Source organism: Pseudomonas sp. V88_4, assembly GCF_029967985.1.
Taxonomy (GTDB): domain Bacteria; phylum Pseudomonadota; class Gammaproteobacteria; order Pseudomonadales; family Pseudomonadaceae; genus Aquipseudomonas; species Aquipseudomonas glycinae.
Genome location: NZ_JASCAF010000044.1, coordinates 277258 through 303746, shown reverse-complemented (window position 1 = coordinate 303746; position 26489 = coordinate 277258). Strand labels below are relative to the sequence as shown.

Genomic DNA, 26489 nt, shown 5'->3' with positions numbered 1-26489 from the left:
TGGGGCCATTTATGCGGATCATCAGTGTGAACGTCAATGGTATTCAGGCTGCAGTCGAGCGCGGTTTGCTCAGTTGGCTGCAGGCACAGAATGCCGACGTCATCTGCCTGCAGGACACCCGTGCCTCCGCCTTTGAACTGGATGACCCAGCCTTCCAACTGGACGGCTACTTCCTTTATGCCTGCGATGCTGAAGTCCCTGCCCAAGGCGGCGTGGCTTTGTATTCGCGGTTGCAACCGAAGGCTGTCATCAGCGGTCTCGGTTTCGAGACGGCCGACCGCTACGGGCGCTACCTGCAAGCAGATTTCGACAAAGTCAGTATTGCCACCTTGCTGCTTCCTTCGGGGATGAACGGCGATGAGGACTTGAACCAGAAGTTCAAGCTCATGGACGATTTCGGCAAGTACCTGGACAAACAGCGGCGCAAACGTCGCGAGTACATTTATTGTGGCTCGCTGTACGTCGCGCAGCAGAAGCTCGACATCAAGAACTGGCGCGACAGCCAGCAATCCCCAGGCTTCCTGGCGCCGGAACGCGCCTGGATGGACGAGATTGTCGGCAACATGGGCTACGTAGATGCCCTGCGCGAAGTCAGCCGCGAAGGCGACCAGTACAGCTGGTGGCCGGACAACGAACAGGCCGAGATGTTGAATCTGGGCTGGCGCTTCGACTACCAGATCCTGACTCCAGGGCTGCGGCGCTTCGTGCGCAGCGCACGCCTGCCGCGTCAGCCACGGTTCTCGCAGCATGCGCCGCTGATCGTCGACTACGACTGGACGCTGACCATCTAAGCGGCCTTTCGCAGACACAAAAAAACCGACATCACTGTCGGTTTTTTTGTGGGCGATCGTTCGTTATTTGATCAACCGCCAGGTGAACGGATAACGGTACGGGAAACCTTCGTTGGCTTTCACCCCGCCGATGATCGTCAACACCAGCGCAGCAATGGCCAGCAGGCCAAACAGCACGAACCCGATGAGCAACAGCATCAGCACGAAGCAGATCATCGAAGCGATCGCCACAGTGATCTGAAAATTCAGCGCTTCCTTGCCCTGGGCGTCGATGAACGGATCGGTCTCGCGCTTCATCTGCCACAGAACCAGCGGCCCGATCAGCGTGCCAAACGGAATCCAGATCCCCAGCAAGGCGGACAAGTGACAAAACATGGCCCATTGGCGAACCTCCTGGCTCGGCTTGGGCAGCAACTCTTGCTCATCACTCATCGCGTCCTCCTTGAGGGTTACGAACCTGCTCAGTCGGCCAGTGCAGCCTTTTGCAGTTCGAAGATTTCGTTCATGCCTTTCTTCGCCAGTTCCAGCATCGCGTTCAGCTCTTCAGGCTGGAACGGCGCGCCTTCGGCAGTGCCCTGCACTTCGATGAAACCACCGGTGCTGGTCATTACCACGTTGAGGTCGGTCTCGGCGGCGGAGTCTTCAAGATAGTCCAGATCCAGCACCGGCTCGCCCTGGTACATGCCCACGGAAACAGCACCGATCATTTGCTTGAGCGGGTCGCCGCCTTTCAGGCCGCCGCGCTTCTTGATCACTTTCAGTGCATCGACCAGCGCAACCATGGCGCCGGTGATCGACGCGGTGCGGGTACCGCCGTCAGCCTGGATCACGTCGCAGTCGACGTAAAGGGTGACGTCGCCCAGCTTGGACATGTCCAGCGCGGCGCGCAGGGAACGACCGATCAGGCGCTGGATTTCCAGGGTACGGCCGCCCTGCTTGCCGCGGCTCGCTTCACGCTGGTTACGCTCGCCGGTGGCGCGCGGCAACATGCCGTATTCGGCGGTCAGCCAACCCTGGCCCTGGCCTTTGAGGAAACGCGGCACGCCGTTCTCGACACTGACGGTGCAGATGACTTTGGTATCACCGAATTCGACCAGTACCGATCCCTCGGCGTGTTTGGTGTAGTTGCGGGTAATGCGGATCGAGCGGAGCTGATCGGCAGCGCGACCACTTGGACGTTTCATAGGAGATACCTGTACTGGGGACGGAAAACTGCGGAGCATTATAGAGCCGTGCACCGCGCCTGGGCACTCGTTAAAAAATCCGGCCGACGACCGAAGGCCCTGAAACGCGCTTTGCCGACGGCCTGCAGCCCTTTGTCACACCGTGTGTTTGGGCGCATCTGCCGCACTGCGCTACAATCCTGCGCCTTTGCTGCCAGTCGGCTTACATTCATTGATATCGAGCTGCGGAGCTTCAATTCGCGCCGATCTGTATCGCGAGGTCACCCCATGGTGCACAGCATGACCGCCTTCGCCCGCGTCGAAAAAGCCGGCGTTCAGGGCACCCTGAGCTGGGAACTGCGCTCGGTCAACAGCCGCTACCTGGAACCCCACCTGCGCCTGCCCGAGTCGTTCCGCGACCTCGAAGGCGCCGTCCGCGAAGCCCTGCGCCAGGGCCTGTCGCGCGGCAAACTGGAATGCACCCTGCGCTTCACCGAGGAAAGCACCGGCAAGCCGTTGCAGGTGGATCGCGAGCGCGCCGCGCAACTGGTCGCCGCGGCCGAAACGGTTGCCGGCCTGATCAAGAATCCGGCGGCGCTGAACCCGTTGGAAGTGTTGGCCTGGCCAGGCGTACTGGTCGCCGACGCCACCGACCCGCAGGCGCTGAACGCCGAGGCGCTGGCCTTGTTCAATCAGGCTCTGAAAGACCTCAAGGCCGGCCGCGAGCGCGAAGGCGCGGAGCTGGCCCGCCTGATCAACGATCGCCTGACCGCCATCGAGGAAGATGTGGTGACCCTGCGCGAACTGGTTCCGCAGATGCTCGCCACCCAGCGTCAGAAAGTCCTCGACCGCTTTGCCGACATGAAGGCCGAACTGGACCCTCAGCGCCTGGAACAGGAAATGGTCATCCTCGCGCAGAAGAGCGACGTGGCCGAAGAACTGGATCGCCTGAGCACCCACATCATTGAAGTTCGCCGGGTGCTGAAATCCGGCGGGGCCGCCGGTCGGCGTCTGGACTTCCTGATGCAGGAGCTCAACCGCGAAGCCAACACACTGGGCTCCAAGGCCTTCGACCCGCGCAGCACACAGGCAGCGGTCAACCTCAAGGTGTTGATCGAGCAGATGCGCGAACAAGTGCAGAATATTGAGTAAGGCTACCCCGACATGACCCACAGCACCGGCACCCTGTACATCATTTCCGCCCCTTCGGGCGCGGGCAAGAGCAGTCTGGTCAAGGCCCTGACCGACACCAATCCGGACATTCGCGTCTCGATTTCCCACACCACCCGTGCCATGCGCCCGGGTGAAGTGGACGGCGTGAACTATCACTTCGTGACCCGCGAAGAGTTCGTGAAGATGGGTGAGCACGGCGACTTCCTTGAACGCGCCGAAGTCTTCGGCAACTTCTACGGCACCTCGCAAAGCCGCCTGCAACAGACCCTGGACGAAGGCCACGACCTGATTCTGGAAATCGACTGGCAAGGCGCCGAGCAAGTGCGCAAGCTGATGCCGCAGGCCCGTTCGATCTTTATCCTGCCGCCATCACTGCAGGCCCTGCACCAGCGCCTGACCAACCGTGGCCAGGACAGCGACGAAATCATCGACGGCCGGATGCGTGAAGCGGTTAGCGAAATGAGCCACTACGTCGAGTACGACTACCTGATCATCAACGACGATTTCGCCCATGCGCTGGACGATCTGAAGGCGATTTTCCGCGCCAATCAGCTGCAACAGAAACGTCAGCAAGTGCGTTTCGGCAAATTGCTGGCTGAATTGCTGGGCTGAAACAGCACTTCCCAAAACCGCTGCAAGGGCTTTACATTGGTGCTTGCAGCGCGTTGAAGAGTCTGGTCAAAAAATCAGCGCTTCCCTAATCGCTGGTGATTTTTTAAACTGTTGAGTCCGCTCGCCCAACCGGGCAGCGCGCATATTGCATTCGCTCCGAGGAATACCATGGCCCGCGTAACCGTTGAAGACTGCCTAGAACACGTGGAAAACCGCTTTGAACTGGTCATGCTCTCTACCAAGCGTGCCCGTCAACTGGCCACCGGCGGCAAAGAGCCCCTGGTTCAGTGGGAAAACGACAAACCGACCGTTGTTGCGCTGCGTGAAATCGCTGAAGGCCTGATGAGCTACGAGTTCATCGCCGAGCAGGATATCGTCCACGAAGACCCTGTCTTCGCTGCGTTCGAGGACGAGTCCAACGAGGCCGTCTAAGCCTATGCCTGGTCGACGTAGCACGGCGCGGGATCACAGCCTACGGCAGGAGACATCATGCCGAGCATAGACGCCCTCGCCGATCGCTTATCGACCTACCTCGGCAATGACCAGGTCAACCTGGTCCGCCGAGCGTATTTCTACGCCGAACAAGCCCACGACGGCCAACGCCGCCGCAGTGGCGAGGCGTATGTCACGCATCCTCTTGCCGTGGCAAATATTCTTGCCGACATGCACATGGACCATCAGAGCTTGATGGCCGCGATGCTGCATGACGTGATCGAAGACACCGGTATCGCCAAAGAAGCGCTGCAAGCGCAGTTCGGTGAAACCGTGGCCGAACTGGTCGACGGGGTCAGCAAACTGACCCAGATGAACTTCGAGACCAAGGCCGAAGCCCAGGCTGAAAACTTCCAGAAGATGGCCATGGCCATGGCACGCGATATTCGCGTGATCCTGGTCAAGCTTGCCGACCGCCTGCACAACATGCGCACGCTGGAAGTGCTGTCCGGCGAGAAACGCCGGCGCATCGCCAAGGAAACCCTCGAGATCTACGCACCCATCGCCAACCGGTTGGGCATGCACGCGATCCGTATCGAATTCGAAGACCTCGGCTTCAAGGCGATGCACCCGATGCGTTCCGCGCGGATCTACCAGGCCGTCAAGCGCGCCCGGGGCAACCGCAAGGAAATCGTCAACAAGATCGAAGAATCCCTCGGCCACTGCCTTGCCATCGACGGCATCCAGGGCGAAGTCAGCGGTCGCCAGAAACACCTCTACGGCATCTACAAGAAAATGCGCGGCAAGCGTCGGGCCTTCAACGAGATCATGGACGTCTACGCGTTCCGGATCATCGTCGACAAGGTCGATACCTGCTACCGCGTGCTGGGTGCTGTTCATAATTTGTACAAACCGTTGCCGGGGCGCTTCAAGGATTACATCGCGATCCCCAAGGCCAACGGCTATCAGTCGCTGCACACCACGCTGTTCGGCATGCACGGTGTACCGATCGAAATCCAGATCCGCACCCGTGAAATGGAAGAGATGGCCAATAACGGCATCGCCGCTCATTGGCTGTACAAATCCAGCGGCGACGAGCAGCCGAAAGGCACTCATGCCCGGGCCCGTCAGTGGGTCAAGGGCGTGCTGGAAATGCAGCAACGTGCCGGCAACTCGCTGGAATTCATCGAGAGCGTGAAGATCGACCTGTTCCCGGACGAGGTCTACGTGTTCACGCCCAAGGGCCGGATCATGGAGCTGCCCAAAGGCTCCACGGCGGTCGACTTTGCCTACGCGGTACACACCGACGTCGGCAATAGCTGCATCGCCTGTCGGATCAACCGTCGTCTCGCGCCGCTGTCCGAACCGCTGCAAAGCGGCTCCACGGTCGAGATCGTCAGCGCTCCCGGCGCACGGCCGAACCCGGCGTGGCTCAACTTCGTGGTCACCGGCAAGGCGCGCACTCACATCCGCCACGCGCTGAAACTGCAACGCCGCTCCGAATCCATCAGCCTCGGCGAACGCCTGCTGAACAAGGTGCTCAATGGCTTCGACAGCGCGCTGGAACAGATTCCGGCCGAACGCGTGAAGGCGATGCTCACCGAGTACCGCCTCGAACTGATCGAAGACTTGCTGGAAGACATCGGCCTCGGCAATCGCATGGCCTACGTCGTGGCGCGCCGCCTGCTCGGCGAAGGCGAGCAACTGCCAAGCCCGGAAGGCCCGCTGGCGATTCGCGGCACCGAAGGTTTGGTCCTCAGCTACGCCAAATGTTGCACACCGATCCCGGGCGACCCGATTGTCGGTCACCTGTCGGCAGGCAAAGGCATGGTGGTGCACCTGGACAACTGCCGCAACATCAGCGAAATCCGCCACAACCCGGAAAAGTGCATCCAGCTCTCGTGGGCCAAGGATGTCACCGGCGAATTCAACGTCGAACTGCGCGTCGAGCTGGAACACCAGCGCGGCCTGATCGCCCTGCTGGCCAGCAGCGTCAACGCAGCCGACGGCAATATCGAGAAAATCAGCATGGACGAACGCGATGGCCGCATCAGCGTCGTCCAACTGGTGGTCAGCGTCCACGACCGTGTGCACCTGGCCCGCGTGATCAAGAAACTGCGCGCCCTGACCGGGGTGATCCGCATCACCCGCATGCGTGCATAACTCAAACATTACAAGGAGTCATACATGACCAAGACCGTTATCACCAGCGACAAGGCCCCGGCAGCCATTGGTACTTACTCCCAGGCGATCAAGGCCGGTAACACCGTTTACATGTCGGGTCAGATTCCCCTCGATCCAAAAACCATGGAACTGGTCGAAGGCTTCGAAGCCCAGACCGTCCAGGTGTTCGAGAACCTGAAAGCCGTGGCCGAAGCCGCCGGTGGTTCGTTCAAGGACATCGTCAAGCTGAACATCTTCCTCACCGACCTGAGCCACTTCGCCAAGGTCAACGAGATCATGGGCAAGTACTTCGACCAGCCGTACCCGGCGCGCGCCGCCATCGGCGTGGCAGCCCTGCCAAAGGGTTCGCAGGTTGAAATGGATGCCATTCTGGTCATCGAGTAATGCGCACGGCGCGGCCTCAGACGCCGCGCCGACTGCTCTGCGGTAAAGAAAAGGTTTTGAAAGGATTCCACCATGCGCAAAGCGCTTGCTCTCTCGCTGCTCGCCATTTTCCTCGGCGGTTGCGCCAGCAACCCTGCCGACCGTGACATCAGCGGCACCTGGATCAATCAGGTCGCCATCGATGCCGCTGCCAAGGGCGGCCCCCTGCGCGAAGCGCTTCAGGCTTACGGCCCGAACCTGGAGTGGGACGTCAACACCAAGGCCGGTCAGGCCCGCTACACCAACGGTTTCGAAAACGTCGAAGGTCGCTTGCTCGGCGAACAGTCCGGCGCCTGGAAAGTCGACTTCTATGGCAGCTCCGCCAGCGAGCTGAAACGTGACGGCGGCCAACTGCAACAAGTCGCCAATGAAAACGAACCGGAACAGGTCTTCGACCGCGCACAGATTCCGGTTCCGGAAGGCGCACCGATCGGCGCCAGCTTCGAACGCGCGCTGTATTCCGCTTATCTGGGCGGCAACTGGACGATCACCAGCGGCCAGGGCGAAGGCGCCACCGTGCAATTCCAGGCGGACGGGCAAGTCTCCGGCCTGCCGGGCGCCGATCGCTATGCCCTGTGTCTCGCCGGCGATTGCGCGTCGATGAGCAGCGGCAACGACAGCATGTGGTTGCAGCAGAACGGTCAGGGCAACAACTGGATCTTTGTGCGCAAGGGCAAAGAGCTGGAAATCCTGCAGGCCGTGAACACGGCGCTGGCGGACGAACAACCGCAGTTCACCCCGGGTGAGCGCAAGTGGTTGCTCGAAAAGCAGTAACTGCACCTGAGAACAGCATATAACCCTGTGGGAGCGGGCTTGCCCGCGATGAGGCCATAGCATTCAACATTCATGCTGACTGTTATGCCGCCATCGCAAGCAAGCTCGCTCCCACGATTATTTGTTGCGCTTGAAAATCAGCACTTGCCCTCAAGAATCGCGGCATACCCCTCGCGATAACTCGGATACTTCGGCACCCATCCCAGCGCTTTCGCCCGGGCATTGCTGCAACGCTTGCTGCCGGTGCGACGTACGCTCTCGTCTTCCGACCATTCGGTGACACCCAGATACTCACGCAGCCACGCCACCACCTCGGCCAGCGGCGCCGGCGCATCGTCCACGCCGATGTAAACGCTATCCAGTTCCACACCCTTGCGATCCGTGTCCAGCAAGAACGCCATCAACCCCGCCGCGTCATCGGCATGGATGCGATTGCCATACAGCGGCGGATCGACCGCCACGCGATAACCACGACGCACCTGGGTCAGCAGCCATTCACGGCCGGGGCCGTAAATGCCGGTCAGGCGCACGATGCTCGCGGGAATGCCAGAGTTGAGCGCAACCTGCTCGGCTTCCAGCATCACCCGCCCGGAATAACCAGCGGCGACGGTTTCGGATTTTTCATCGACCCATTCGCCGTTCTGCTGCCCATAAACGCTGCTGCTGGAAACGAACAGCAGCCGCTCCGGCTCCTGCCCGTAATCGTTCAGCCAACCCAGCACATGCTGCAAACCCTGCACATAAGCTGCGCGATAACCGGCCTCATCGTGATCGGTCGCCGCCGCGCTATACACCAGGTAATCGATGGCACCCACCGGCCAGGTCGCCGGGCAATCCTCGTTGAACAAGTCACCAGCGACACCGATAACGCCGTCCGGCAAACGTGAAATATCACGGCGCAGGCCATAGACCTGGAAGCCGGCAGCCAGCAATTGCGTGGCCAGACGGCTGCCGACATCACCGCAACCGGCGATCAAAACAGAAGGCGCGGACATCAAAAATCTCCCATCGGAAAGCGACAGACTAGCCTCGGCAAGGGACGAGCGGCTAGCAATGAAGGAAAAAAAGCAACTCTATTACTTTTGTTAACAAGAATTACTTGCAATAATGCATGCCACTTTTGTTCTCGGCCTCACGAGGCCTGGAAGAGCATCACCGTTTTTCTATCTCAGGTCCGGCCAGCATGACACGCATTCAAAACTCCGCTTCGCCAACCAACCGACCTCGCGCCTGGAGCGCCGTGGCTGCCCTGCTGCTCAGCCTGATGCTGGCGCCGGTCGCCGCTTTCGCTGACGCACAAGCCCCGACTGCACCAGCCGCCACCGAGCAGAGCGCTCCGGCCGCCGCACCTGCCGCGACCGACCCGGTGCAGGCCGTAGACGCCAGCGCCACCGACGCACCGGAAGCCCTCGAAGCCGACAACACTCTGGGCATGGCCCACGATCTGTCGCCATGGGGTATGTACCAGAACGCCGACGTGATCGTTAAAGCCGTGATGATCGGCCTGGCCATCGCCTCGATCATCACCTGGACCATCTGGATCGCCAAGGGTTTCGAACTGATGGGCGCCAAACGCCGCCTGCGCGGTGAGATCGCCAACCTGAAAAAAGCCGCCTCCCTCAAGGAAGCCAGCGCCACCGCCGCGAAAGAAGGCACCCTGGCCAACCTGCTGGTACACGACGCCCTCGAAGAAATGCGCCTGTCGGCCAACGCCCGCGAGAAAGAGGGCATCAAGGAACGCGTCAGCTTCCGCCTCGAGCGTCTGGTGGCAGCCTGTGGCCGCAACATGAGCAGCGGCACCGGCGTCCTCGCCACCATCGGTTCCACCGCGCCGTTCGTCGGTCTGTTCGGTACCGTGTGGGGCATCATGAACAGCTTCATCGGCATCGCCAAAACCCAGACCACCAACCTTGCCGTCGTAGCACCGGGTATCGCTGAAGCGCTGCTGGCTACCGCACTGGGCCTGGTGGCCGCGATTCCTGCCGTGGTCATCTACAACGTCTTCGCCCGCTCCATCGCCGGTTACAAGGCTCAGGTGTCCGATGCGTCGGCTCAGGTGCTGCTGCTGGTCAGCCGCGACCTCGACCACCAGCCTGAGCGCAATAGCTCGCATCCGCACATGGTGAAAGTGGGGTAATCGGCCATGGGCCTGCATTTGAAAGAAGGCGCAGACGACGATCTGGCCGAGAACCACGAAATCAACGTCACGCCGTTCATCGACGTGATGCTGGTGCTGTTGATCATCTTCATGGTCGCCGCTCCGCTGGCCACCGTGGACATCAAGGTGGACCTTCCCGCCTCGACCGCCAAACCGGCGCCGCGGCCGGAGAAACCGGTGTTCCTCAGCGTGAAAGCTGACCAGCGCCTGTTCCTCGGCGAAGACGAAGTGAAGCCCGAAACCCTCGGGGCCATGCTAGACGCCCGGACCAAAGGCAAGAAAGACACGACAATCTTCTTCCAGGCCGACAAAGGCGTGGATTACGGCGACCTGATGAGCGTGATGGACAACCTGCGCGCTGCCGGTTATCTGAAGGTCGGTCTGGTCGGACTCGAGAGCGCAGTCAAGAAATGATCACGACGCGCCATAAGCTGACGCGTTACGGCGGTAGCCTGGCCGTGGTGCTGGGTGTTCACGCGCTGGCCATCGCGCTGGCGCTGAACTGGAACGTCCGCCCGCCCATCGAATTGCCGCCGCAGGCAATGATGGTCGAGCTGGCACCGGTTCCGGCACCGCCACCGCCCGCACCGCCGAAAGTTGTCACGCCACCGCAGCCACCGGCTCCGGTTGAGGAACTGCCGATCCCGAAACTGGCCGAAGCTCCCAAGGCAGAGATTGCCGTACCCAAGCCGAAGCCAAAACCCAAGCCAAAGCCGCAACCGCCAAAACCGGTTGAGAAAAAACCGGAGCCGGTGAAGGAAAAACCTTCCGAGGAAAAACCGGCGGAGCCTCAGCAGACCCAGGCGCCGACGGAGAAATCCGCCCAGCCGGCACCGGGCCCTTCGCCAGCACAACTGGCGGCCAAGGCCAGCTGGCAAGGCACCCTGCTCGCGCATCTGCAGAAGTACAAGAAGTACCCGGCAAGCGCACAGGCACGGGGCAAGGAAGGCTTGAATCGGCTGCGTTTCGTGGTCGACGGCGAAGGCAATGTATTGTCGTTCGAACTGGTGGGCCGCTCCGGCAACGCCGATCTGGACCGGGCCACCCTGGACATGATCCGTCGCGCCCAACCGCTGCCCAAGCCACCGGCCGACATGTTGACCAATGGCTCGATCGAAATTGTTGCGCCGTTTGTTTACTCGCTGGAACGCCGCCGCTGATCTGCACTGGCAGAACACGGCTCGATCCCGCCCAAAAGGCACCGAAAGGTGCCTTTGTCATATCTGCAAACGGCAAACCGGCATTGCCCGGTGTCGCATTCATCACTCAGTCTGATAACGTGCGTCTATCGATTGCAGCCGGTATGCTTGGCCCGCATCTTCATGGACGCTTGCTATGACTCTCACAGAATTACGCTACATCGTTACCCTCGCCCAAGAGCAGCATTTCGGCCACGCCGCCGAACGTTGCCACGTCAGCCAGCCGACCCTGTCGGTGGGCGTGAAAAAGCTTGAAGACGAACTCGGTGTGCTGATTTTCGAGCGCAGCAAAAGCGCCGTGCGTCTGACCCCGGTCGGTGAAGGCATCGTCGCCCAGGCGCAGAAAGTGCTGGAGCAGGCCCAGGGCATCCGCGAACTGGCGCAGGCCGGCAAGAACCAGCTGACCGCCCCGCTGAAAGTCGGCGCGATCTACACCGTCGGCCCGTACCTGTTCCCGCACCTGATTCCGCAACTGCACCGGGTCGCCCCGCAGATGCCGTTGTACATCGAAGAAAACTTCACCCACGTGCTGCGCGACAAACTGCGCAACGGCGAGCTGGACGCGATCATCATCGCCCTGCCGTTCAACGAAGCCGATGTGCTGACCCTGCCACTCTACGACGAGCCGTTCTACGTCCTGATGCCGGCCCAGCACCCGTGGACCCAGAAAGAATCCATCGACGCCGCGCTGCTCAACGACAAGAGCCTGCTGCTGCTCGGTGAAGGCCACTGCTTCCGCGATCAGGTGCTGGAAGCCTGCCCGACCCTGACCAAGGGCAACGACGGCGCCAAGCACACCACAGTGGAATCCAGCTCGCTGGAAACCATTCGTCACATGGTCGCGTCCGGCCTGGGCATCTCGATCCTGCCGCTGTCGGCGGTGGACAGCCACCACTACGCTCCGGGCGTGATCGAAGTGCGCCCGCTGTCGGCACCGGTGCCGTTCCGCACCGTGGCCATCGCCTGGCGCGCCAGCTTCCCGCGGCCGAAAGCCATCGAGATCCTCGCCGACTCCATTCGCCTGTGCTCGGTCGCCAAACCTGCCGCGCCGGTTACGGCCGGTTAAGCCAGCGTCATGACGGAGCTGTCGCAGGTCTCGGTCACCGCACTCAAGGGTGTCGGTGAAGCCATGGCCGAGAAACTGGCCAAGGTCGGTCTGGAAAACCTCCAGGACGTACTGTTCCACCTGCCACTGCGTTATCAGGATCGTACCCGCGTGGTGCCGATCGGCGCGTTGCGGCCGGGACAGGACGCTGTGGTCGAAGGCACCGTCAGCGGCGCCGACGTGGTCATGGGCCGGCGCCGCAGCCTGGTCGTGCGCTTGCAGGACGGCACGGGCGGCTTGAGCCTGCGTTTCTACCACTTCAGCAACGCGCAAAAAGAAGGCCTCAAGCGCGGCACGCGGATTCGCTGCTACGGCGAAGCCCGGCCCGGCGCCTCGGGGCTGGAGATCTACCACCCGGAATACCGCGCCATCAACGGCGACGAACCGCCGCCGGTGGATGAAACCCTGACCCCGGTCTACCCGCTGACCGAAGGCCTGACCCAGGCGCGTCTGCGTCAGTTATGCATGCAGACCCTGACCCTGCTCAAGCCATCCACCCTGCCCGACTGGCTGCCGACCGAACTGGCCCGCGACTATCAACTGGCGCCGCTGGCCGATGCGATCCGCTACCTGCACAACCCGCCCGCCGATGCCGACGTCGACGAACTCGCTCTCGGCCATCACTGGGCCCAGCATCGCCTGGCTTTCGAAGAACTGCTGACTCACCAGCTATCGCAGCAACGCCTGCGCGAGAGCATGCGCTCCTTGCGTGCGCCAGCGATGCCGAAAGCCACGAAGCTGCCGGCGAAATACCTGGCCAACCTCGGCTTCAATCCGACCGGCGCGCAACAGCGGGTCGGCAACGAAATCGCCTACGACCTCAGCCAGCACGAGCCGATGCTGCGGCTGATTCAGGGCGACGTTGGCGCGGGTAAAACCGTGGTCGCCGCCCTCGCCGCGCTGCAAGCGCTGGAGGCGGGTTATCAGGTCGCGCTGATGGCGCCGACCGAGATCCTCGCCGAGCAGCACTTCATCACCTTCAAGCGCTGGCTCGAACCGCTGGGCATCGACGTGGCGTGGCTGGCCGGCAAGCTCAAGGGCAAGAACCGCGTCGCCGCGCTGGAACAGATCGCCAGCGGCACGCCGATGGTGGTCGGCACCCACGCGCTGTTCCAGGACGAAGTGCAGTTCAAGAACCTCGCGCTGGTGATCATCGACGAACAACACCGCTTCGGCGTGCAGCAGCGTCTGGCGCTGCGGCAGAAAGGCGTCGGCGGGCGCATGTGCCCGCATCAATTGATCATGACCGCCACGCCGATTCCACGGACGCTGGCGATGAGCGCCTACGCCGACCTCGACACCTCGATCCTCGACGAACTGCCGCCCGGTCGAACCCCGGTCAACACCGTGCTGGTCACCGACACCCGCCGCGTCGAAGTCATCGAACGGGTGCGCAGCGCCTGCGCCGAAGGCCGTCAGGCCTATTGGGTGTGCACGCTGATCGAAGAGTCCGAAGAGCTGACCTGCCAGGCCGCCGAAACCACTTTCGAAGACCTCACCGCCGCCCTCGGCGAACTGAAAGTCGGGCTGATCCACGGCCGCATGAAACCTGCCGAAAAAGCCGCCGTCATGGCCGAATTCAAGGCCGGCAACCTGCAACTGCTGGTCGCCACCACCGTGATCGAAGTTGGCGTGGACGTGCCCAACGCCAGCCTGATGATCATCGAGAACCCCGAGCGCCTCGGCCTCGCGCAGCTGCACCAGTTGCGCGGTCGTGTCGGCCGGGGCAGCGCGGTCAGCTATTGCGTGCTGCTCTACCATCCGCCGCTGTCACAGATCGGCCGCCAGCGCCTGGGCATCATGCGCGAGACCAACGACGGTTTCGTCATCGCCGAAAAAGACCTCGAACTGCGCGGCCCCGGCGAAATGCTCGGCACCCGCCAGACCGGCCTGCTGCAATTCAAGGTCGCCGACCTTATGCGCGACGCCGATTTGTTGCCTGCCGTGCGCGATGCCGCCCAGGCTTTGCTCGAGCGCTGGCCCACCCACGTCAGCCCGCTGCTCGACCGCTGGCTGCGACACGGGCAGCAATACGGCCAAGTGTGAGCACCGTCGCAGTTTCTGACAGCTCGTTCCAACCAAGCTGGTTATACTCCAGCAATTGTTTCAAAAACGGATACAGACCATGACCGAAGCTGCTCTCGCCCCCGAATCCCCGCACGCTCCGTCTGTTATTCGGCTGCTGCTCAACAAGCTGGGCGTCACCTACGAAGAGGTACTCGACCACCACGGCCTCAATGCTTCGCGCAAAGTGCAGGCCGTGTTGCTGGACGACGCGGTCGGTGCGCTGATGGTGCTGTTTCCACAGAGCCAGTTGCTGGATCTCAACCGCCTCGCCGAGCTGACGGGCCGTCGCCTGACCGCCGTGTCCACCGAGCGCCTGGAAAAGATGCTCGGCAAACACAGCCTGAGCCTGCTGCCGGGCCTGCCGGCGCTGACCAGTTCGCCGTGCCTCTACGAAGAAAGCCTGCTGCGCGAGCCGAAGTTGCTGATCAACTCCGGCGAGCCGGGCCTGCTGCTGGAAATCGCCAGCGAAGACTTCAAGACCATGCTGACCAAGGCCAGCGCCGCCAACTTCGGCGAAGCCCTGAGCAGCATCCGCCCGAACCTCGACCGCCCGGACGATGACCGCGAGGAAATCACCCAGGCCGTGCAGGCGTTCACCGCGCGGCGCATCCAGCAGCGTCTGGAAGCGACCATCGAGATTCCGCCGCTGGCCGAAACCGCACAAAAAATCATCAAGCTGCGCGTCGACCCGAACGCCACCATCGACGACATCACCGGCGTGGTCGAAACCGACCCGGCGCTGGCCGCGCAAGTGGTGAGCTGGGCGGCGTCGCCGTACTACGCCTCGCCGGGCAAGATCCGTTCAGTGGAAGACGCGATCGTCCGCGTGCTGGGCTTCGATCTGGTGATCAACCTGGCGCTGGGCCTGGCCCTCGGCAAGACCCTGAGCCTGCCGAAAGACCACCCACAACACACCACGCCGTACTGGCAGCAGTCGATCTACACCGCCGCCGTCATCGAAGGCCTGACCCGCGCCATGCCGCGCGCCCAGCGCCCGGAATCCGGCCTGACCTACCTCGCCGGCCTGCTGCACAACTTCGGCTACCTGCTGCTGGCCCACGTGTTCCCGCCGCACTTCTCGCTGATCTGCCGCCACCTGGAGGTCAACCCGCACCTGTGCCACAGCTACGTCGAGCAACACCTGCTCGGCATCAGCCGCGAACAGATCGGCTCCTGGCTGATGCGCTACTGGGACATGCCGGACGAACTGGCCACCGCCCTGCGCTTCCAGCACGACCCGAACTACGACGGCGCCTACGCCGAATACCCGAACCTCGTCTGCCTGGCCGTGCGCCTGCTGCGCAGTCGCGGCATCGGCTCCGGCCCGGACGAAGACATTCCGGATGCGCTGCTGGAACGTGTTGGCTTGAGCCGCGACAAGGCCAATGATGTGGTCAGCAAAGTGCTTGAGGCGGAAGTGCTGTTGCGTGAGCTGGCTTCGCAGTTCAGCCAGGCCTGATTCGCGCCCATAAAAAAGGCCCCACACTCAAACGAGTGTGGGGCCTTTTTTGTTGATCGTTCACACCGGACTCAAGCCTTCGGCTTGGCCTTCCTCGGCTTCAAATACTTCATCAACCCCTGAAACCACATCACCAGCGCCGGATTGCCCTTGAGCTGGATCGACTTGTCCTGAATCCCCTGCATGAACGCCAACTGCTTGTTCTTGGCCTGCATCGTGGCAAACCCGAACGCCGCGTCTTTAAAGGCAATCGCAAACGCCGGCTCCGCCACCACCCCGGACTTGCTGGTGATGCGCTGATCCTTCACCACGAAATGCCGCGCCACTTTCCCGTCCAGAGTCTGTAGCTGAAACACCAGATCCTTGTCACCCAACTGCTGCTGGAACGCAGGATTTGTCCGACTGGCCTTACCCATCAACAGACCCAGCATCCACAGAAGAAAACGAAATTTCATGCGCACAGCCTCAAAAGGAAAATGAACGGCTGGGGGAGTGTAAGGGATTCGGACGAATTCGCCACTATCTTGGATTGATAGAAGACGATGTAGGTATTTTCCTGCCAGATGACTACCAAGTCACGATTTCCACCCCTGAACCCGATCGTTCCCACACTCTGCGTGGGAATGCATCCCGTGACGCTCCGCGTCACACCATCCCCCCGTCCTACACCTGAAGAAACACATTCCTGTAGGAGCTGCCGGAGGCGGCGCTCTTTTGATCTTCTCCCCCGCAAACCTATGGGAAATTTCCCGCAAAACGCGGGGATACCCATGAACTAGGCGAACTTGGACATCACCGATAGCCTCTGTGTGTCGCCGCAAAATCGGTGACTCGGACGTGCAAGTCCGGTTCAGGTGCACAATCGCAATGGCATTTCGCCGAGCCTTTTCCTATGCTCGCGGATCGTTATGGCGGCTGTGCGTCGGAGACCTTCGGGTCTGCCGGGCACCTGGACCGGTCTTGCACACCAACGCACAGCTGCCACCTATTTCGAAGTGCAAAGCGAAACGGTGTCAGCGTCTTAACTCCAGGGATGACATCCATGATCAAACCAACACCCAACCCTCCTGAAATCCCAGAAACCTCCCCCTACGAATCTCCCGATTCAAAGAAACTCCACGAAGCCGCCGAGCGCGCCCTCGACCGCCATTTCAAACCCACCGCCCCACGCCCAAAACGCCTGGGTGGCCTGTTCGCCCTCTGCCCCAACGCCGACGCCGAAGCCCTAATGGCCAACGCCTCCGAAGACCTCCTGTCCATCAGCGCCTTCGCCGCCAACCTGGCCGACGACCTCGACGGCCCCCGCCGCTCGATGGCACTGGGCCTGAGCAGAATGGCGGACGGCGTGCGGCTGATGGTGGAAGGCACGCTCGATCACATTGAGTTTCGGGAGTATCAAACGCGGGGTTGATAGCCCATAACTGACGAAGGGCGCTTTAAGCGCCCTTCGTCAATTGATCGTACTAATAGCATTTGCTCGGAGCGATTGGCTCAGTCACTTCCGACTGAAGTCGCTTGGCAGCACTGAGACCTGACTCGTAGCCTTTATCGGCGGCAAGTTGATAACAAGCCAAGGCACGAGGGATATCCTTCTCGCCGAGATCGCCGCTCTTCCAATAGTCTCCGAGCGAAACGATTGCATGTGCTGATCCCATGGAGCTGGCGCGAATAAGCTCTTTCTCCACATCAGCGGGCCGTTGGCAGGGTCCGCTTCCAGCCGTGTCATTGCCAAAACAATAAAAGCTTGCCAGCCCCTCAGCTCCTCCTGGCGAATTAACCGCTGCCGCTTTGAAAAGAGCTTCAACTTTGCTGTATTCCAACTGCGGAGCCATACCCGACAGACTCAGCCTAGCCGCAGTCTCGCTGGAAACAGGATCGCCCGAAGCAGCCGCACACAGATAATTTTCCAATGCAGCCTCAAAAAGTTCTCCTGTCAGACGGTATTGCTCAAGACCACCCAAGCCAGCAAATCCTTGCGCACGCTGTGAACAGAAATTTTCCTCACGACTCAATGAACGCGTACTAGCTACAGAAAGCTCCTTTGCGGGAATCGACCAATCCTCAACCCCCTCAAGCGTCCAGCAAGCCTTACGCGAAAAGTTGAAGATCTTGATATTGCTGTTTCCGGCACGTTTATCCACAACGTCAACGTGACGATCATCCACCTTCTCGATTTCTATCCCTTCGACTTTCCCATCAGGCACCACAGCCATTAAGGGAAACGCCATGTCGCGCCCCACCTCTGCCGTGACGTGAGTCACTATCCGTCCTATATCCGACGTCCCCTTCAACACCAACAGTTTCACTGCTTGCGCAGTCAGTCGCTTTTGCGATTCGGCATTAGCGGAAAAGTATGGAAGAAACTGGGCGAAGTCTTGCGTCGGGCACGAGCCACGCCCAAATGCAGAGCCACTACCGCTATCGGACGCGATATTGTCCAGAAACACCGACCGATCACGGCTCATGCTGGCGATGCAATTGTTCACGGCTGCCACATGCGCCGAAGAGCCCGGCTCCGTCTCCAACGCATCAATCTGGCAATCGGTATCGCGTAGCTTGATCCAAGCGCGCTGAGCCTCCTGAACCGTCGCCTTTTGGCTTGCGGCAAGAACTGGATCGGTCTGATATCCACCTTCGAGCCGAACCAGCAATTCTTGATAACTGGTATTCAACTGAGCATCTGCAGCAGCCTTGGCACTCACAGAACATCTTTCACTCTGGGAGTTCGTTGTGATATCGACACATGCATCCTGTGCGAACGCATGTCCCCCTAACAGAGATAAACTACCAAACAGTACGCCGCGCAACGCTGGAATAAAATATTTATTCACGGGGAATTCCAACAAAATTTCGAAGATATGTTTTTAAGCCGCACTTATTCATCAAGCGATATAGCCATTTTCAGAGTATATCCATTTAGATAAACGACTGCTTCGCGTCCGTTTATATCTACAGGCGTAGGGTTATAAATCATTCCGTCATCACTGGCCGCCACAACTTTCGTCAGCGTCTTATCCGAGACATTGGCACGCCAAATAGTGTTAGTACCATTTTTGAAGTAAAACGTCGGTCGGGTCTTGCTCCAAATCGGACTATAAATATTCCAACCCACTTCCGGCCGGTCAACCGGAGCTATCGTTTCATATCCTTTGGTGTGCGAATAATACGCTTGCAACTTCCCATAATCACCACCCCAACCGAATGTCAAACCACTGACAGCATTTTCATCAGTATTTGACCACTGCTGGAACAATAAACTACTTTCAACCGGCGGCAGCCTAGATCCGAATTTATAAGCCATCCCCCGCAACTGATTTTTCGAAAGCTGCTGACGATAGTAAAACGACCCATCCAATATTCCAGCAAACCTTTTCCCTTCGTCGTTCGAACCCAGATTTAGAGCACCATCAAAGCCAATATCTTTTGCAATCGTGTGCAACACAGGCCTGTCATTGCGATCAACGTACTCATAAAGATTACCCCGATACGCAATCATCGCTGGATCAAAATGCCCTTCAAATACGATGACATGCAACATGCTTGATATTGTTTCGGCGGAAATTATAAATCGTTCAACAGCACCTTTTTCATTGGGAAGCCATGCTAAATCAACGACCTTCCATGAACGCTCAAACTGCGTATACGTTTTATCCCCCGGCATCAACTTTATATCTTTCTGAGACGGCCTGGGCGCAATAGTAACCGGCGACATGAACTGTATCTGCTGAACATAAGCATCCTCTATACACTCAACGGACTCACAAGAATTACGCTCTGACTCAAGCCAATCACTCTCGATTACTTGAAAAGTCCGTCGACTCTTTAACGGTTTGAAAAGCTCACTCAGCTTTTCATCCATTATTGACAAAGAAGGAGAATTACAGATTTTCTTTTCTACGCCCGTCGAAGCCTTGCCGCAATCGAAACTCGCGGAAAGTGCGACCGAACTAAAAAACAGAAAAGTTAACGATAAAAAAACACGCGTCGAATATATATTTCTCATTAAATCAGCCATGAAAATGTTTTCAACAAGCGAGACAGATTTCGAAATCAAACCCTTGAAATACAAAAAACACATCCTACTCATTTGCTTTTCTCATTTTGTTTGTCGTTAAGCAGCCTTTTGTCCAGCCAGGCGCTTTGCGTAGCTATCGGCAAATTTGGCATCGAAAGACAGTTCCACCGGCTCTTCCAGTTCAGCCGAGGTGTTGAGCAACACTCCAGTGGCCGGGGTGTATTTGATCCAGCCGATGGTGCCGGTGCCGTCCGTATCAAAGAGCAACTGGGCTCGCACCATTTCACCGTCGTCTTCATCAATCAGTAGATTGACCTTGTCCTTGCCGACATAGCGAAACGGGAAGTTACTTCTACGAACCATTTCGGTGAGATAGCCGTAGCAACTCCCGGCCTCAGCACTTGCCGGAATGGCGTAGGTGAGGGGCAAAAGTAGAAGTGCACTCAGCATGGGCCGAATGGAAAAGCGGTTCATCCAATCATCCTTAATCAAACAGCGGCGCTCACAAGTCTTTGAACGTCAGCAGCCGGAACTCGTTGTTCACAAACTCGAAGTAGCGGGTCCTGTAGCGGCTTTCCAGCTCATTACCCTGCGCGTCCTCTTCGGTATCGGCCGCAATGCCGGAAACAATCAGTAGACGACTATCGGGCTTGTTCGACAGGCTGAAGGTATTGCCGTCGTATGCATTCGGCAGTCCGCCGACAACCTCCCCCGTACGCGCATCCAGCACTTCGCCGCAAATGGCACTGCCACCACAACCGACTCGGTGCAGGATGTAGTGGCCGGCAAAGTTGACCTTGCCTTTAAGTGCCTGCGCACGATCCTTATCCATCCTCGGGTTGCTGTGTTCTTGCGGCACCGGTTCGTGATTGATACCAGTGAACACCGGGGTGACGGTGTAATCCTTGAAGTCCGGGTCAGCGGCGAAAGCCACGGACGTGACAATGGCCAGGAGACTGCCGAGTAGAACTGAACATCCTTTCACGCTGTAACTCCGGAACTGAAATCTATTCGGACTGACCTTCATAACGCTGTGTCTGCGGGTTGAATTGCCACAGATGTGGTCGGGTCATGGCTACGTTATTTTTGTAGCGAATCTGCCCGCGTTTATCCCTGATGTAGGAATAGATCTCGATGTCTTTGACGTCTCCGCCGTTCTTGGGCGGACCGTCCAGTACCTTGATCCCGGCAAAGTAATCACCGCCGGTATGCTTCAAGTAACCACGGCATTGGATCAGGAAGGCGTACGTCATGTCGCCGGCCGAGCCGTGACTTGAATAGGAGAGGAAGATGAAATCGTCTCGGCCATCGCCATTGAGATCACCTTGGTACACCACCTTGCCACGCTCTAGAGAAAATTCGCCATCGTAGAAGCCAGAATGTATGTCTTCGACACTTTCTCCACTGTCTTTCCATTGCGTAAGAAAAGTCTTGGTATCGCTTTTCTCGTTGCAGATATCCGACGCCATCGCTGCCATTGGCAACCAGCTCATGCATAACACCAGCAGTCGTTTCACTTCACATCCTTCGAATTCATCAATTCCAATTCACCATCCCGATACAACACTTCGCACCCGATCCACGCCAGATCCACCTGCGGCATCACCGCCGAAGGCTTGCGCAATTCCCGCAACAACGTCGAACCATGCGACAACCGCCCGCCCATTCGCGCAATCACCGCCCGCGCTGCCTGATAGTGCGCGTGACGCCCGGGATCGAGGGTGTCTTCCAGCAAGATGTCTTCGCCAAGAATGCCCCGCACCTGCCCCGGGTAGATCATGAATCCGGTGGCCTGTTCGGCACCTTCGCGGCCGTCCTGCCAGAAGCTGCCGTCGCGCGTGCGGATGTCCGGGTGCGGCGCAAACCAGTGTTCGCGATCCGCCAGCGGCATGGCGTGATGCAGGCGGAAGAAGATGCGCATCAGGTTGTCGCGATACCACTCGCGCACTTGCAGGTAGTAACCACGCAGGCCCGGCAGGCCGGTTGAATGAGCGAGGCGAATCAGCCCTGACCATTGCGGGAAGGCCTGTAAGGGCAGAGCGTTCGACGCGGGTCGAGGTGTGGCCGGATCGGTCTCCCACGGCAGTCGATGGGGGCTGTTTTCCAGGCTGTCGTAAGCGGTGGGCGGTCGGCCCAGCCAGTCCCCGCCACTGCTAGCCAGCGCCGTGGCGATGCACAGATTGCCCTGCACCACGAACACATAGAACCGGGTGAACCAGTCGGCCAGTTGTTGCCCGTCCGCACCCTGGGCGACGAGGTCGGTCAGCTCCCGGTCGAAGCGCTGCAAGCCGCGTTCAAGGCTCAGCAAATGCCCGCGAGCGATGCACTGCATACGCAGAAACAATGGCAGCGAACGCAACATCCGCAGCGGTCGCCACGGCAGATGCGGGGTCGCGCCGCCGACTTCACCGGCATAGTTGCTGGCGCTGATGCCCCAGTCGGCCAACCGTGCGAGAAACAGGTCGTTGTTGATGTAGGACGCGCCGCCAAATACAGCCGTGAACGGTTCGTTGTCCTGCAACACCCGCGCATCCCAACGGGCCATGATCGCCGGAATACTCGCGGCGGCCCGGCGCTGGGCGTACTCCACCAGCACACTGGGTTGCGGCGGCAAGATCTCGGCGATGTTGGCGGCCGTCAGGTGCCGGCGCCAGCCGTAGTCGCTGATCGGCCGATATTGCAGCAGCCACAGTTGCGAACCGTCCCAGGCCCATTCGACATCGCCGGGCACATAGTGAAACACCCGCAAGACATCCTGGAGAAAGCGCCACAGCACGTCTTCGGTCAAACCGTGGGCGGCCGTGAACGTGCCACTGCGCCAGGCATCGCCGAGCCGCGAAAGCGTCGCCCGTTCCGGGCTGATCTGACCGTCGGCAAGGGACTCAAGATGACCTTCAACCCACTCGAGCTCCACCGACAGATGACGCACAAACGCGATGCCCGACACCTGCGGCGTGATGAAGCGCTGCACCACCACTTCCTCGACACCTTCGGCAGTCAGCTCGGCGATGCGCGCTGGCACGTTGGCGGCCGGCTCGCGCAGATAGGTCGTGCTCAAACCGGCATTCGCCGAGTCGGCCTGATCTTCGCCGTAACTGGAGGAACGTACCGCCCAGATCGCCCTCGGATGACTGGCGAGGAAGCCCGGTAGTCGCGGGTCGTTGCAATCGTTGAGGGTCAGCGCCGCCGGCACCGGTTGCCGGGCCAGTGCCGCCAGACGCAAACGACCGCCCTTGGTGTGCGCGACGAACCCGCGTTCGCCCGACTCCAGCCACTGCGCAAACTGCGCGGGCGCGTCGATCCACGGGTAATGACCCCAACCGGGTTTGAGGCTGATGGTCAGGTCTGCGCGCGCAAGAATCGCCGACCATGCCGCCGCTTGTTCGATGCCGAGCACCTTGTCCTGATCGCCCCAGACCAGCTCGACCGGGTCGGTGATCCACTCCAGCAATGGCAGCGCGGTGTCGGCACGGATCAGATCCCAGTGCGGCACAAACGCACGGCAACGCGCATAACCGGCACCCATGCGCTGGTACTGCGCGGGCGTCCAGGTCTGGTTGGAGAATTTGCGCGCGAACAGTGTGGGCTTGTTCGACAGCAGCCAGTGAATGGACTTGCGGATCGGCAGCGGTGACATCAGCGCCGGCAATCGGCGCTGCCACAAAAAGGCGCCCACCGGCGCCAACAGAACACTGCGAGAAAAGTGCCCGGGCCGACGTTGCAGCGCATGCAGCACCAGCAACGCGTTGACCCCGACGGCCATGATCGCGCTGCCCTTTTGCGTCATCGCCAACAAGGTCTGCGCATAAGCCGCCAGATCCTCGCAGGGCGGCTGCGGATTGGCGCCGAAGCCCGGCAGCTCCAGCGGCACCACCTCGTAACGCTGAAAATGCGGCAGCGCGTCATCCCACCAATCGGCGGCGCTGCCGTTGCCGGCCAAGAGGTACATCAGGGGCTTGCTCATGGGCGATCCTCAGGCCAGATCGCGCAGCGCGGCGTCGAGGGTCGGATAGCGGAACGTGTAGCCCGCCTCGCTCAAACGCTGCGGCACCACACGCTGACCGTCGAAGAACAGCTGAGCCATTTCCCCGGCCAACGCACGCACTGGCGCGGCTGGAATGTGGAACCACACCGGGCGCTTGAGGACTTTGCCGACGTTCTCGGCGAACGTTGCCTGACTGACGGTTTCAGGCGCGACCATGTTGTAGGTGCCGCGCAAATTTTCATCGTGGAAGGATCGCGCGATCACCTGAACCACATCGTCGCGATGCACCCAGCTCATGATCTGCCGACCATCGCCCATGCGTCCGCCGAAACCCAGACGGAACGGGATCAGCAACGGCAACAGCGCACCGCCGGGGCCAAACACTACGCCGAGGCGCAGCACGACCTGACGCACGCCAAACTGCGTCGCGGGTTGCGCCGAAGCCTCCCAACGCGCACAGAGCTCGGCCATGAAACCGTCGCCCTTGCTGGCCTGCTCATCGAGGTTTTCGCTGGCATCACGCACGCCGTAGAAACCGATGGCCGAGGCCTGAATCCACAGCGCCGGTTTGTGGCTTGTGTGCTTCAGCCAGGTCATCAAGGCTTCGGTGGTATCGACCCGACTGGCGAGCAGTTGCGCCTGACGCTCGGGGCTCCAGCGCGGGCCGGCGACCGGTGCGCCGGCGAGGTTGATCACCACGTCGAAGGGGTCGTCGCAGCCGAGTTCGCTCAACGACCGCACACAGCGAACGCGACCATCGAACAGGTTTGACGCTTTCAACGGATCACGCGCCAACACGCTGACCGTGTGGCCGGCGTCGAGTAATTGATTGACTACGGCTTCACCGATAAACCCGGTGCCCCCGGTGATCAGCACACGTTTGTAGGCGCCGCCGGCAAAGGGGTTGGACTTGCTCACGGTTCTTTCCGGCGGGGATTTCCGACGATCATGGCGCAACAACCAGACCAACGGCGGCAACAGCACCAGCAGCGCGAAACCGTCGAGCCACAGATGCGACCAGACCTGTTGTTGAGCTGAAAGCCACATGTCCTGCGGTGCCCATAACAGCACGCCAGCCAACAACCACCCCCAAATTGCAGGAGCTTTAAGACGGTTGCCGAGGTGCACTAACGCGAGCATGTACAGCGAATAACTTTGCAACGTCGCGCCGAACAGGGCGAGCCACCAGACCTGCAGCTCGTGACCGGCAGCAGGAACCGCATCGGCGCCCCAGAACGCGAGTTCGAGGGTATGAAGATAGCCGTCGAGAAATCCGGAATGACCGGCCCAGGTCAGCGTGAGACCGGCGAGCACATGCACGATCGCGGCGGCATACAGCCAAAGCACCATCGCGGGGCGAAGAGAGAAAGAGGGGGCTGGCATTCCGTGTCCTGAGCGCGTTCCTTGAGGGCGGGAGTTTAAAGGAAAATGGGGGGTGTCAGATGCACAAGCGTTAAGCGTTTACCGTGACGAGCTCACGCCCAACAAGTGCGGAAACGCATCAAGCACGACCCCGAACTTCAAATGCAATGGCTCGCCTTGATCGGCTCTGGAACTTGCGACTTCAATCGCGCCACACTGTCGACGCCCGACCGATAACCTTTGTCAGCCGCCATTTGATAACAGGCTAACGCCCGGGACATATCTTTCGTTCCCAACTCGCCCCCCTCAAGGGTAGATGCTAGATAAAACATCGCTTCCTTTGAGCCCATGGTAATCGCCCGAATGACCTGCTCTTCTGCCTGCTTGGGATGAAGGCAAGGACCGTTATAGTCGGTGGAGTTTCCTGAACAAAGAAACGTGGCGTAGCCCAACGCACCACTCGGTATTTTCGAAGCCGCTTTGAACAACGCTTCAACCTTGCTGGTTTCCAACTGAGACGCCATCTGCGAAAGACTCAAGCTCGCCGCTGACAGGCTCGCCTCTGGATCACCCGACTCAGCCGCACAGACATAATTTTCCAGGGACGCTTCTAACAATTCCGCAGTCAGACGGTATTGCTCGAGCGAACCCAGCCCTCCCAAAGCCTCGGCACGTTGTTCACAGAAGTTCTCGGCACGGCTCATTGCAGGGTTAAGTGTTGCGACAAGATCCTTCTCGCTGATCGACCAGTCTTCAACTCCCTCCAGCACCCAGCACGCCTGACGAGAGAAATTGAAGATTTTTACATTGCTGTTGCCCGCCCGCTTATCGACCACGTTGACGTGACTGTCATCGACCTCTTCAATCTCGACTCCGGGTGTCTTGCCGGGTGTGATGGCAGCCATCAGCGGGTAGGTGAAGGAAGCTCCGCTGACGCCCGAGGTCGAAGGCTCAAAGGCACTACGGTCCTTCTCCACAACCGGCTTCAGCACAAGCGACTTGACCGTCATCGCAGTGAGACGACGCTGTGATTCACTGTCGGCGGAAAACGCTGTCAGGAACGCTGGGAATTCCTCCGAAGGACAAGCGCCGTTGGCCGGCGCTGTCGAAGTGCTCTTGTCGGATGCAAGAGCAGGGACGATCTTGTCCAGGTACGCCGAGCGCTCGCGACTCATTCTGGCGATGCACGAGTTGACCGTGACCACATGCGCTGGCATTCCCGTCTCGATCTCGAATGCCTCCAACGGACAATTCGCATCGCGCAATTTCAGCCACGCGCGTTGCGACTCTTTAACCTTCGCCGCGTACTCCGCGCCCAATGCCGGATCTGCTCGATAGTCAGACTCAAGCCGCGCCATCAATTGCTTGTAGCTGAGGTTCAACTGCGTATCGGCAGCCTTCTTCGCCGCCTCCGAGCAGGGCACCATTTCCAGGCTTGAGGTGACATGGCTGCAGTCATCCTGCGCGTACACCGCTGAAACAGGCAGCAGCACGGCCAGCAGGCTAAAAACAAAACGTTTCACTATGTTCTTCCTTGAGTCATTCAGGCTTTGCGTTTGGCGAACCGGGTGACGCATTGCTTGGGTA

At 59.8% G+C, this 26489-nt stretch carries 26 protein-coding genes; 14 read left to right on the top strand and 12 right to left on the bottom strand.

The window, feature by feature from the left end:
- Nucleotides 1–11: 11 nt before the first annotated feature.
- Nucleotides 12–791 (top strand): exodeoxyribonuclease III, encoded by a 780-nt coding sequence (locus QLG12_RS22575; RefSeq protein WP_007920349.1) that lies wholly within the window; start codon nt 12–14, stop codon nt 789–791.
- Nucleotides 792–854: 63 nt separating this feature from the next.
- On the opposite strand, the gene QLG12_RS22570 is transcribed toward QLG12_RS22575, so the two are convergent.
- A complete protein-coding gene (locus tag QLG12_RS22570) occupies nt 855–1223 on the bottom strand; it encodes a DUF4870 domain-containing protein (RefSeq protein WP_007954441.1) in 369 nt (122 codons plus the stop codon).
- 29 nt (nt 1224–1252) lie between these two features.
- Nucleotides 1253–1975, bottom strand: coding sequence for a ribonuclease PH (gene rph / locus QLG12_RS22565; protein WP_003229494.1), 723 nt, complete (start codon nt 1973–1975; stop codon nt 1253–1255).
- Nucleotides 1976–2242: 267 nt separating this feature from the next.
- Between rph and QLG12_RS22560 the strand changes: the two genes are divergently transcribed.
- The 6 genes from QLG12_RS22560 to QLG12_RS22535 all read left to right on the top strand — a co-directional run bounded on the left by QLG12_RS22560 (nt 2243) and on the right by QLG12_RS22535 (nt 7552).
- Nucleotides 2243–3106: a YicC/YloC family endoribonuclease gene (locus QLG12_RS22560; protein ID WP_236192300.1), complete on the top strand. Its 864-nt coding sequence runs from the start codon at nt 2243–2245 to the stop codon at nt 3104–3106.
- A gap of 12 nt (nt 3107–3118) precedes the next feature.
- The gene (gene gmk / locus QLG12_RS22555; protein ID WP_011336561.1) at nt 3119–3739 is read left to right on the top strand and encodes a guanylate kinase; all 621 of its coding nucleotides are present in this window, start codon (nt 3119–3121) and stop codon (nt 3737–3739) included.
- A gap of 168 nt (nt 3740–3907) precedes the next feature.
- The gene (gene rpoZ, locus QLG12_RS22550) at nt 3908–4171 is read left to right on the top strand and encodes a DNA-directed RNA polymerase subunit omega (RefSeq protein WP_085731376.1); all 264 of its coding nucleotides are present in this window, start codon (nt 3908–3910) and stop codon (nt 4169–4171) included.
- 57 nt (nt 4172–4228) lie between these two features.
- Nucleotides 4229–6334, top strand: a complete 2106-nt coding sequence (gene spoT / locus QLG12_RS22545) for a bifunctional GTP diphosphokinase/guanosine-3',5'-bis pyrophosphate 3'-pyrophosphohydrolase (RefSeq protein ID WP_007954439.1) — start codon at nt 4229–4231, stop codon at nt 6332–6334.
- Between the two features lie 24 nt (nt 6335–6358).
- Nucleotides 6359–6739, top strand: a complete 381-nt coding sequence (locus tag QLG12_RS22540; protein WP_003229509.1) for a RidA family protein — start codon at nt 6359–6361, stop codon at nt 6737–6739.
- Between the two features lie 72 nt (nt 6740–6811).
- Nucleotides 6812–7552: a hypothetical protein gene (locus tag QLG12_RS22535; RefSeq protein WP_011336562.1), complete on the top strand. Its 741-nt coding sequence runs from the start codon at nt 6812–6814 to the stop codon at nt 7550–7552.
- Between the two features lie 137 nt (nt 7553–7689).
- Here QLG12_RS22535 and QLG12_RS22530 read toward each other — a convergent pair whose 3' ends face one another.
- Entirely contained in the window at nt 7690–8547 is an 858-nt protein-coding gene (locus tag QLG12_RS22530) for an SDR family oxidoreductase (protein WP_197868882.1), read from the bottom strand.
- Between the two features lie 188 nt (nt 8548–8735).
- Between QLG12_RS22530 and exbB the strand changes: the two genes are divergently transcribed.
- The 6 genes from exbB to QLG12_RS22500 all read left to right on the top strand — a co-directional run bounded on the left by exbB (nt 8736) and on the right by QLG12_RS22500 (nt 15540).
- Nucleotides 8736–9689, top strand: a complete 954-nt coding sequence (exbB, locus tag QLG12_RS22525; protein ID WP_282475257.1) for a tonB-system energizer ExbB — start codon at nt 8736–8738, stop codon at nt 9687–9689.
- A gap of 6 nt (nt 9690–9695) precedes the next feature.
- The gene (gene exbD / locus QLG12_RS22520) at nt 9696–10124 is read left to right on the top strand and encodes a TonB system transport protein ExbD (protein WP_197868884.1); all 429 of its coding nucleotides are present in this window, start codon (nt 9696–9698) and stop codon (nt 10122–10124) included.
- Nucleotides 10121–10870 carry an energy transducer TonB gene (locus QLG12_RS22515; RefSeq protein WP_197868885.1) on the top strand — a complete coding sequence of 250 codons (750 nt, stop codon included), beginning with the start codon at nt 10121–10123 and terminating at the stop codon, nt 10868–10870. The genes exbD and QLG12_RS22515 overlap by 4 nt, the downstream gene beginning before the upstream one ends.
- A gap of 175 nt (nt 10871–11045) precedes the next feature.
- Nucleotides 11046–11975 carry a hydrogen peroxide-inducible genes activator gene (locus tag QLG12_RS22510; protein WP_064379831.1) on the top strand — a complete coding sequence of 310 codons (930 nt, stop codon included), beginning with the start codon at nt 11046–11048 and terminating at the stop codon, nt 11973–11975.
- A 9-nt stretch (nt 11976–11984) separates the two neighbouring features.
- On the top strand, nt 11985–14060 hold the full coding sequence (gene recG / locus QLG12_RS22505; RefSeq protein WP_282475256.1) for an ATP-dependent DNA helicase RecG: 2076 nt from the start codon (nt 11985–11987) through the stop codon (nt 14058–14060).
- A 79-nt stretch (nt 14061–14139) separates the two neighbouring features.
- Nucleotides 14140–15540 carry an aminoacyl-tRNA deacylase and HDOD domain-containing protein gene (locus tag QLG12_RS22500; RefSeq protein ID WP_282475255.1) on the top strand — a complete coding sequence of 467 codons (1401 nt, stop codon included), beginning with the start codon at nt 14140–14142 and terminating at the stop codon, nt 15538–15540.
- 71 nt (nt 15541–15611) lie between these two features.
- Here the strand turns inward: QLG12_RS22500 and QLG12_RS22495 are convergent, their stop codons facing one another.
- Complete coding sequence (locus QLG12_RS22495; RefSeq protein WP_096817262.1) at nt 15612–15995, bottom strand: SCP2 sterol-binding domain-containing protein; 384 nt, start codon at nt 15993–15995, stop codon at nt 15612–15614.
- 587 nt (nt 15996–16582) lie between these two features.
- On the opposite strand from QLG12_RS22495, the gene QLG12_RS22490 reads away from it, so the two are divergent.
- Complete coding sequence (locus QLG12_RS22490; protein ID WP_282475254.1) at nt 16583–16951, top strand: DUF6124 family protein; 369 nt, start codon at nt 16583–16585, stop codon at nt 16949–16951.
- Between the two features lie 52 nt (nt 16952–17003).
- Here the strand turns inward: QLG12_RS22490 and QLG12_RS22485 are convergent, their stop codons facing one another.
- From QLG12_RS22485 to QLG12_RS22450, 8 genes are all read right to left on the bottom strand, one after another.
- The gene (locus QLG12_RS22485; protein WP_282475253.1) at nt 17004–18371 is read right to left on the bottom strand and encodes a lysozyme inhibitor LprI family protein; all 1368 of its coding nucleotides are present in this window, start codon (nt 18369–18371) and stop codon (nt 17004–17006) included.
- Between the two features lie 44 nt (nt 18372–18415).
- A complete protein-coding gene (locus tag QLG12_RS22480) occupies nt 18416–19555 on the bottom strand; it encodes a hypothetical protein (RefSeq protein WP_282475252.1) in 1140 nt (379 codons plus the stop codon).
- Between the two features lie 96 nt (nt 19556–19651).
- Complete coding sequence (locus QLG12_RS22475) at nt 19652–20029, bottom strand: hypothetical protein (protein WP_282475251.1); 378 nt, start codon at nt 20027–20029, stop codon at nt 19652–19654.
- A 28-nt stretch (nt 20030–20057) separates the two neighbouring features.
- A complete protein-coding gene (locus QLG12_RS22470) occupies nt 20058–20540 on the bottom strand; it encodes a hypothetical protein (RefSeq protein WP_236192318.1) in 483 nt (160 codons plus the stop codon).
- Between the two features lie 22 nt (nt 20541–20562).
- A complete protein-coding gene (locus tag QLG12_RS22465) occupies nt 20563–21072 on the bottom strand; it encodes a hypothetical protein (RefSeq protein WP_236192319.1) in 510 nt (169 codons plus the stop codon).
- Nucleotides 21069–23519 (bottom strand): alpha/beta fold hydrolase, encoded by a 2451-nt coding sequence (locus tag QLG12_RS22460; protein ID WP_282475250.1) that lies wholly within the window; start codon nt 23517–23519, stop codon nt 21069–21071. Before QLG12_RS22460 ends, QLG12_RS22465 begins: the two co-directional genes overlap by 4 nt.
- Before the next feature lie 9 nt (nt 23520–23528).
- The gene (locus QLG12_RS22455) at nt 23529–24923 is read right to left on the bottom strand and encodes a TIGR01777 family oxidoreductase (RefSeq protein ID WP_282475249.1); all 1395 of its coding nucleotides are present in this window, start codon (nt 24921–24923) and stop codon (nt 23529–23531) included.
- A 137-nt stretch (nt 24924–25060) separates the two neighbouring features.
- A complete protein-coding gene (locus QLG12_RS22450; RefSeq protein WP_282475248.1) occupies nt 25061–26425 on the bottom strand; it encodes a lysozyme inhibitor LprI family protein in 1365 nt (454 codons plus the stop codon).
- Between the last annotated feature and the right edge of the window lie 64 nt (nt 26426–26489).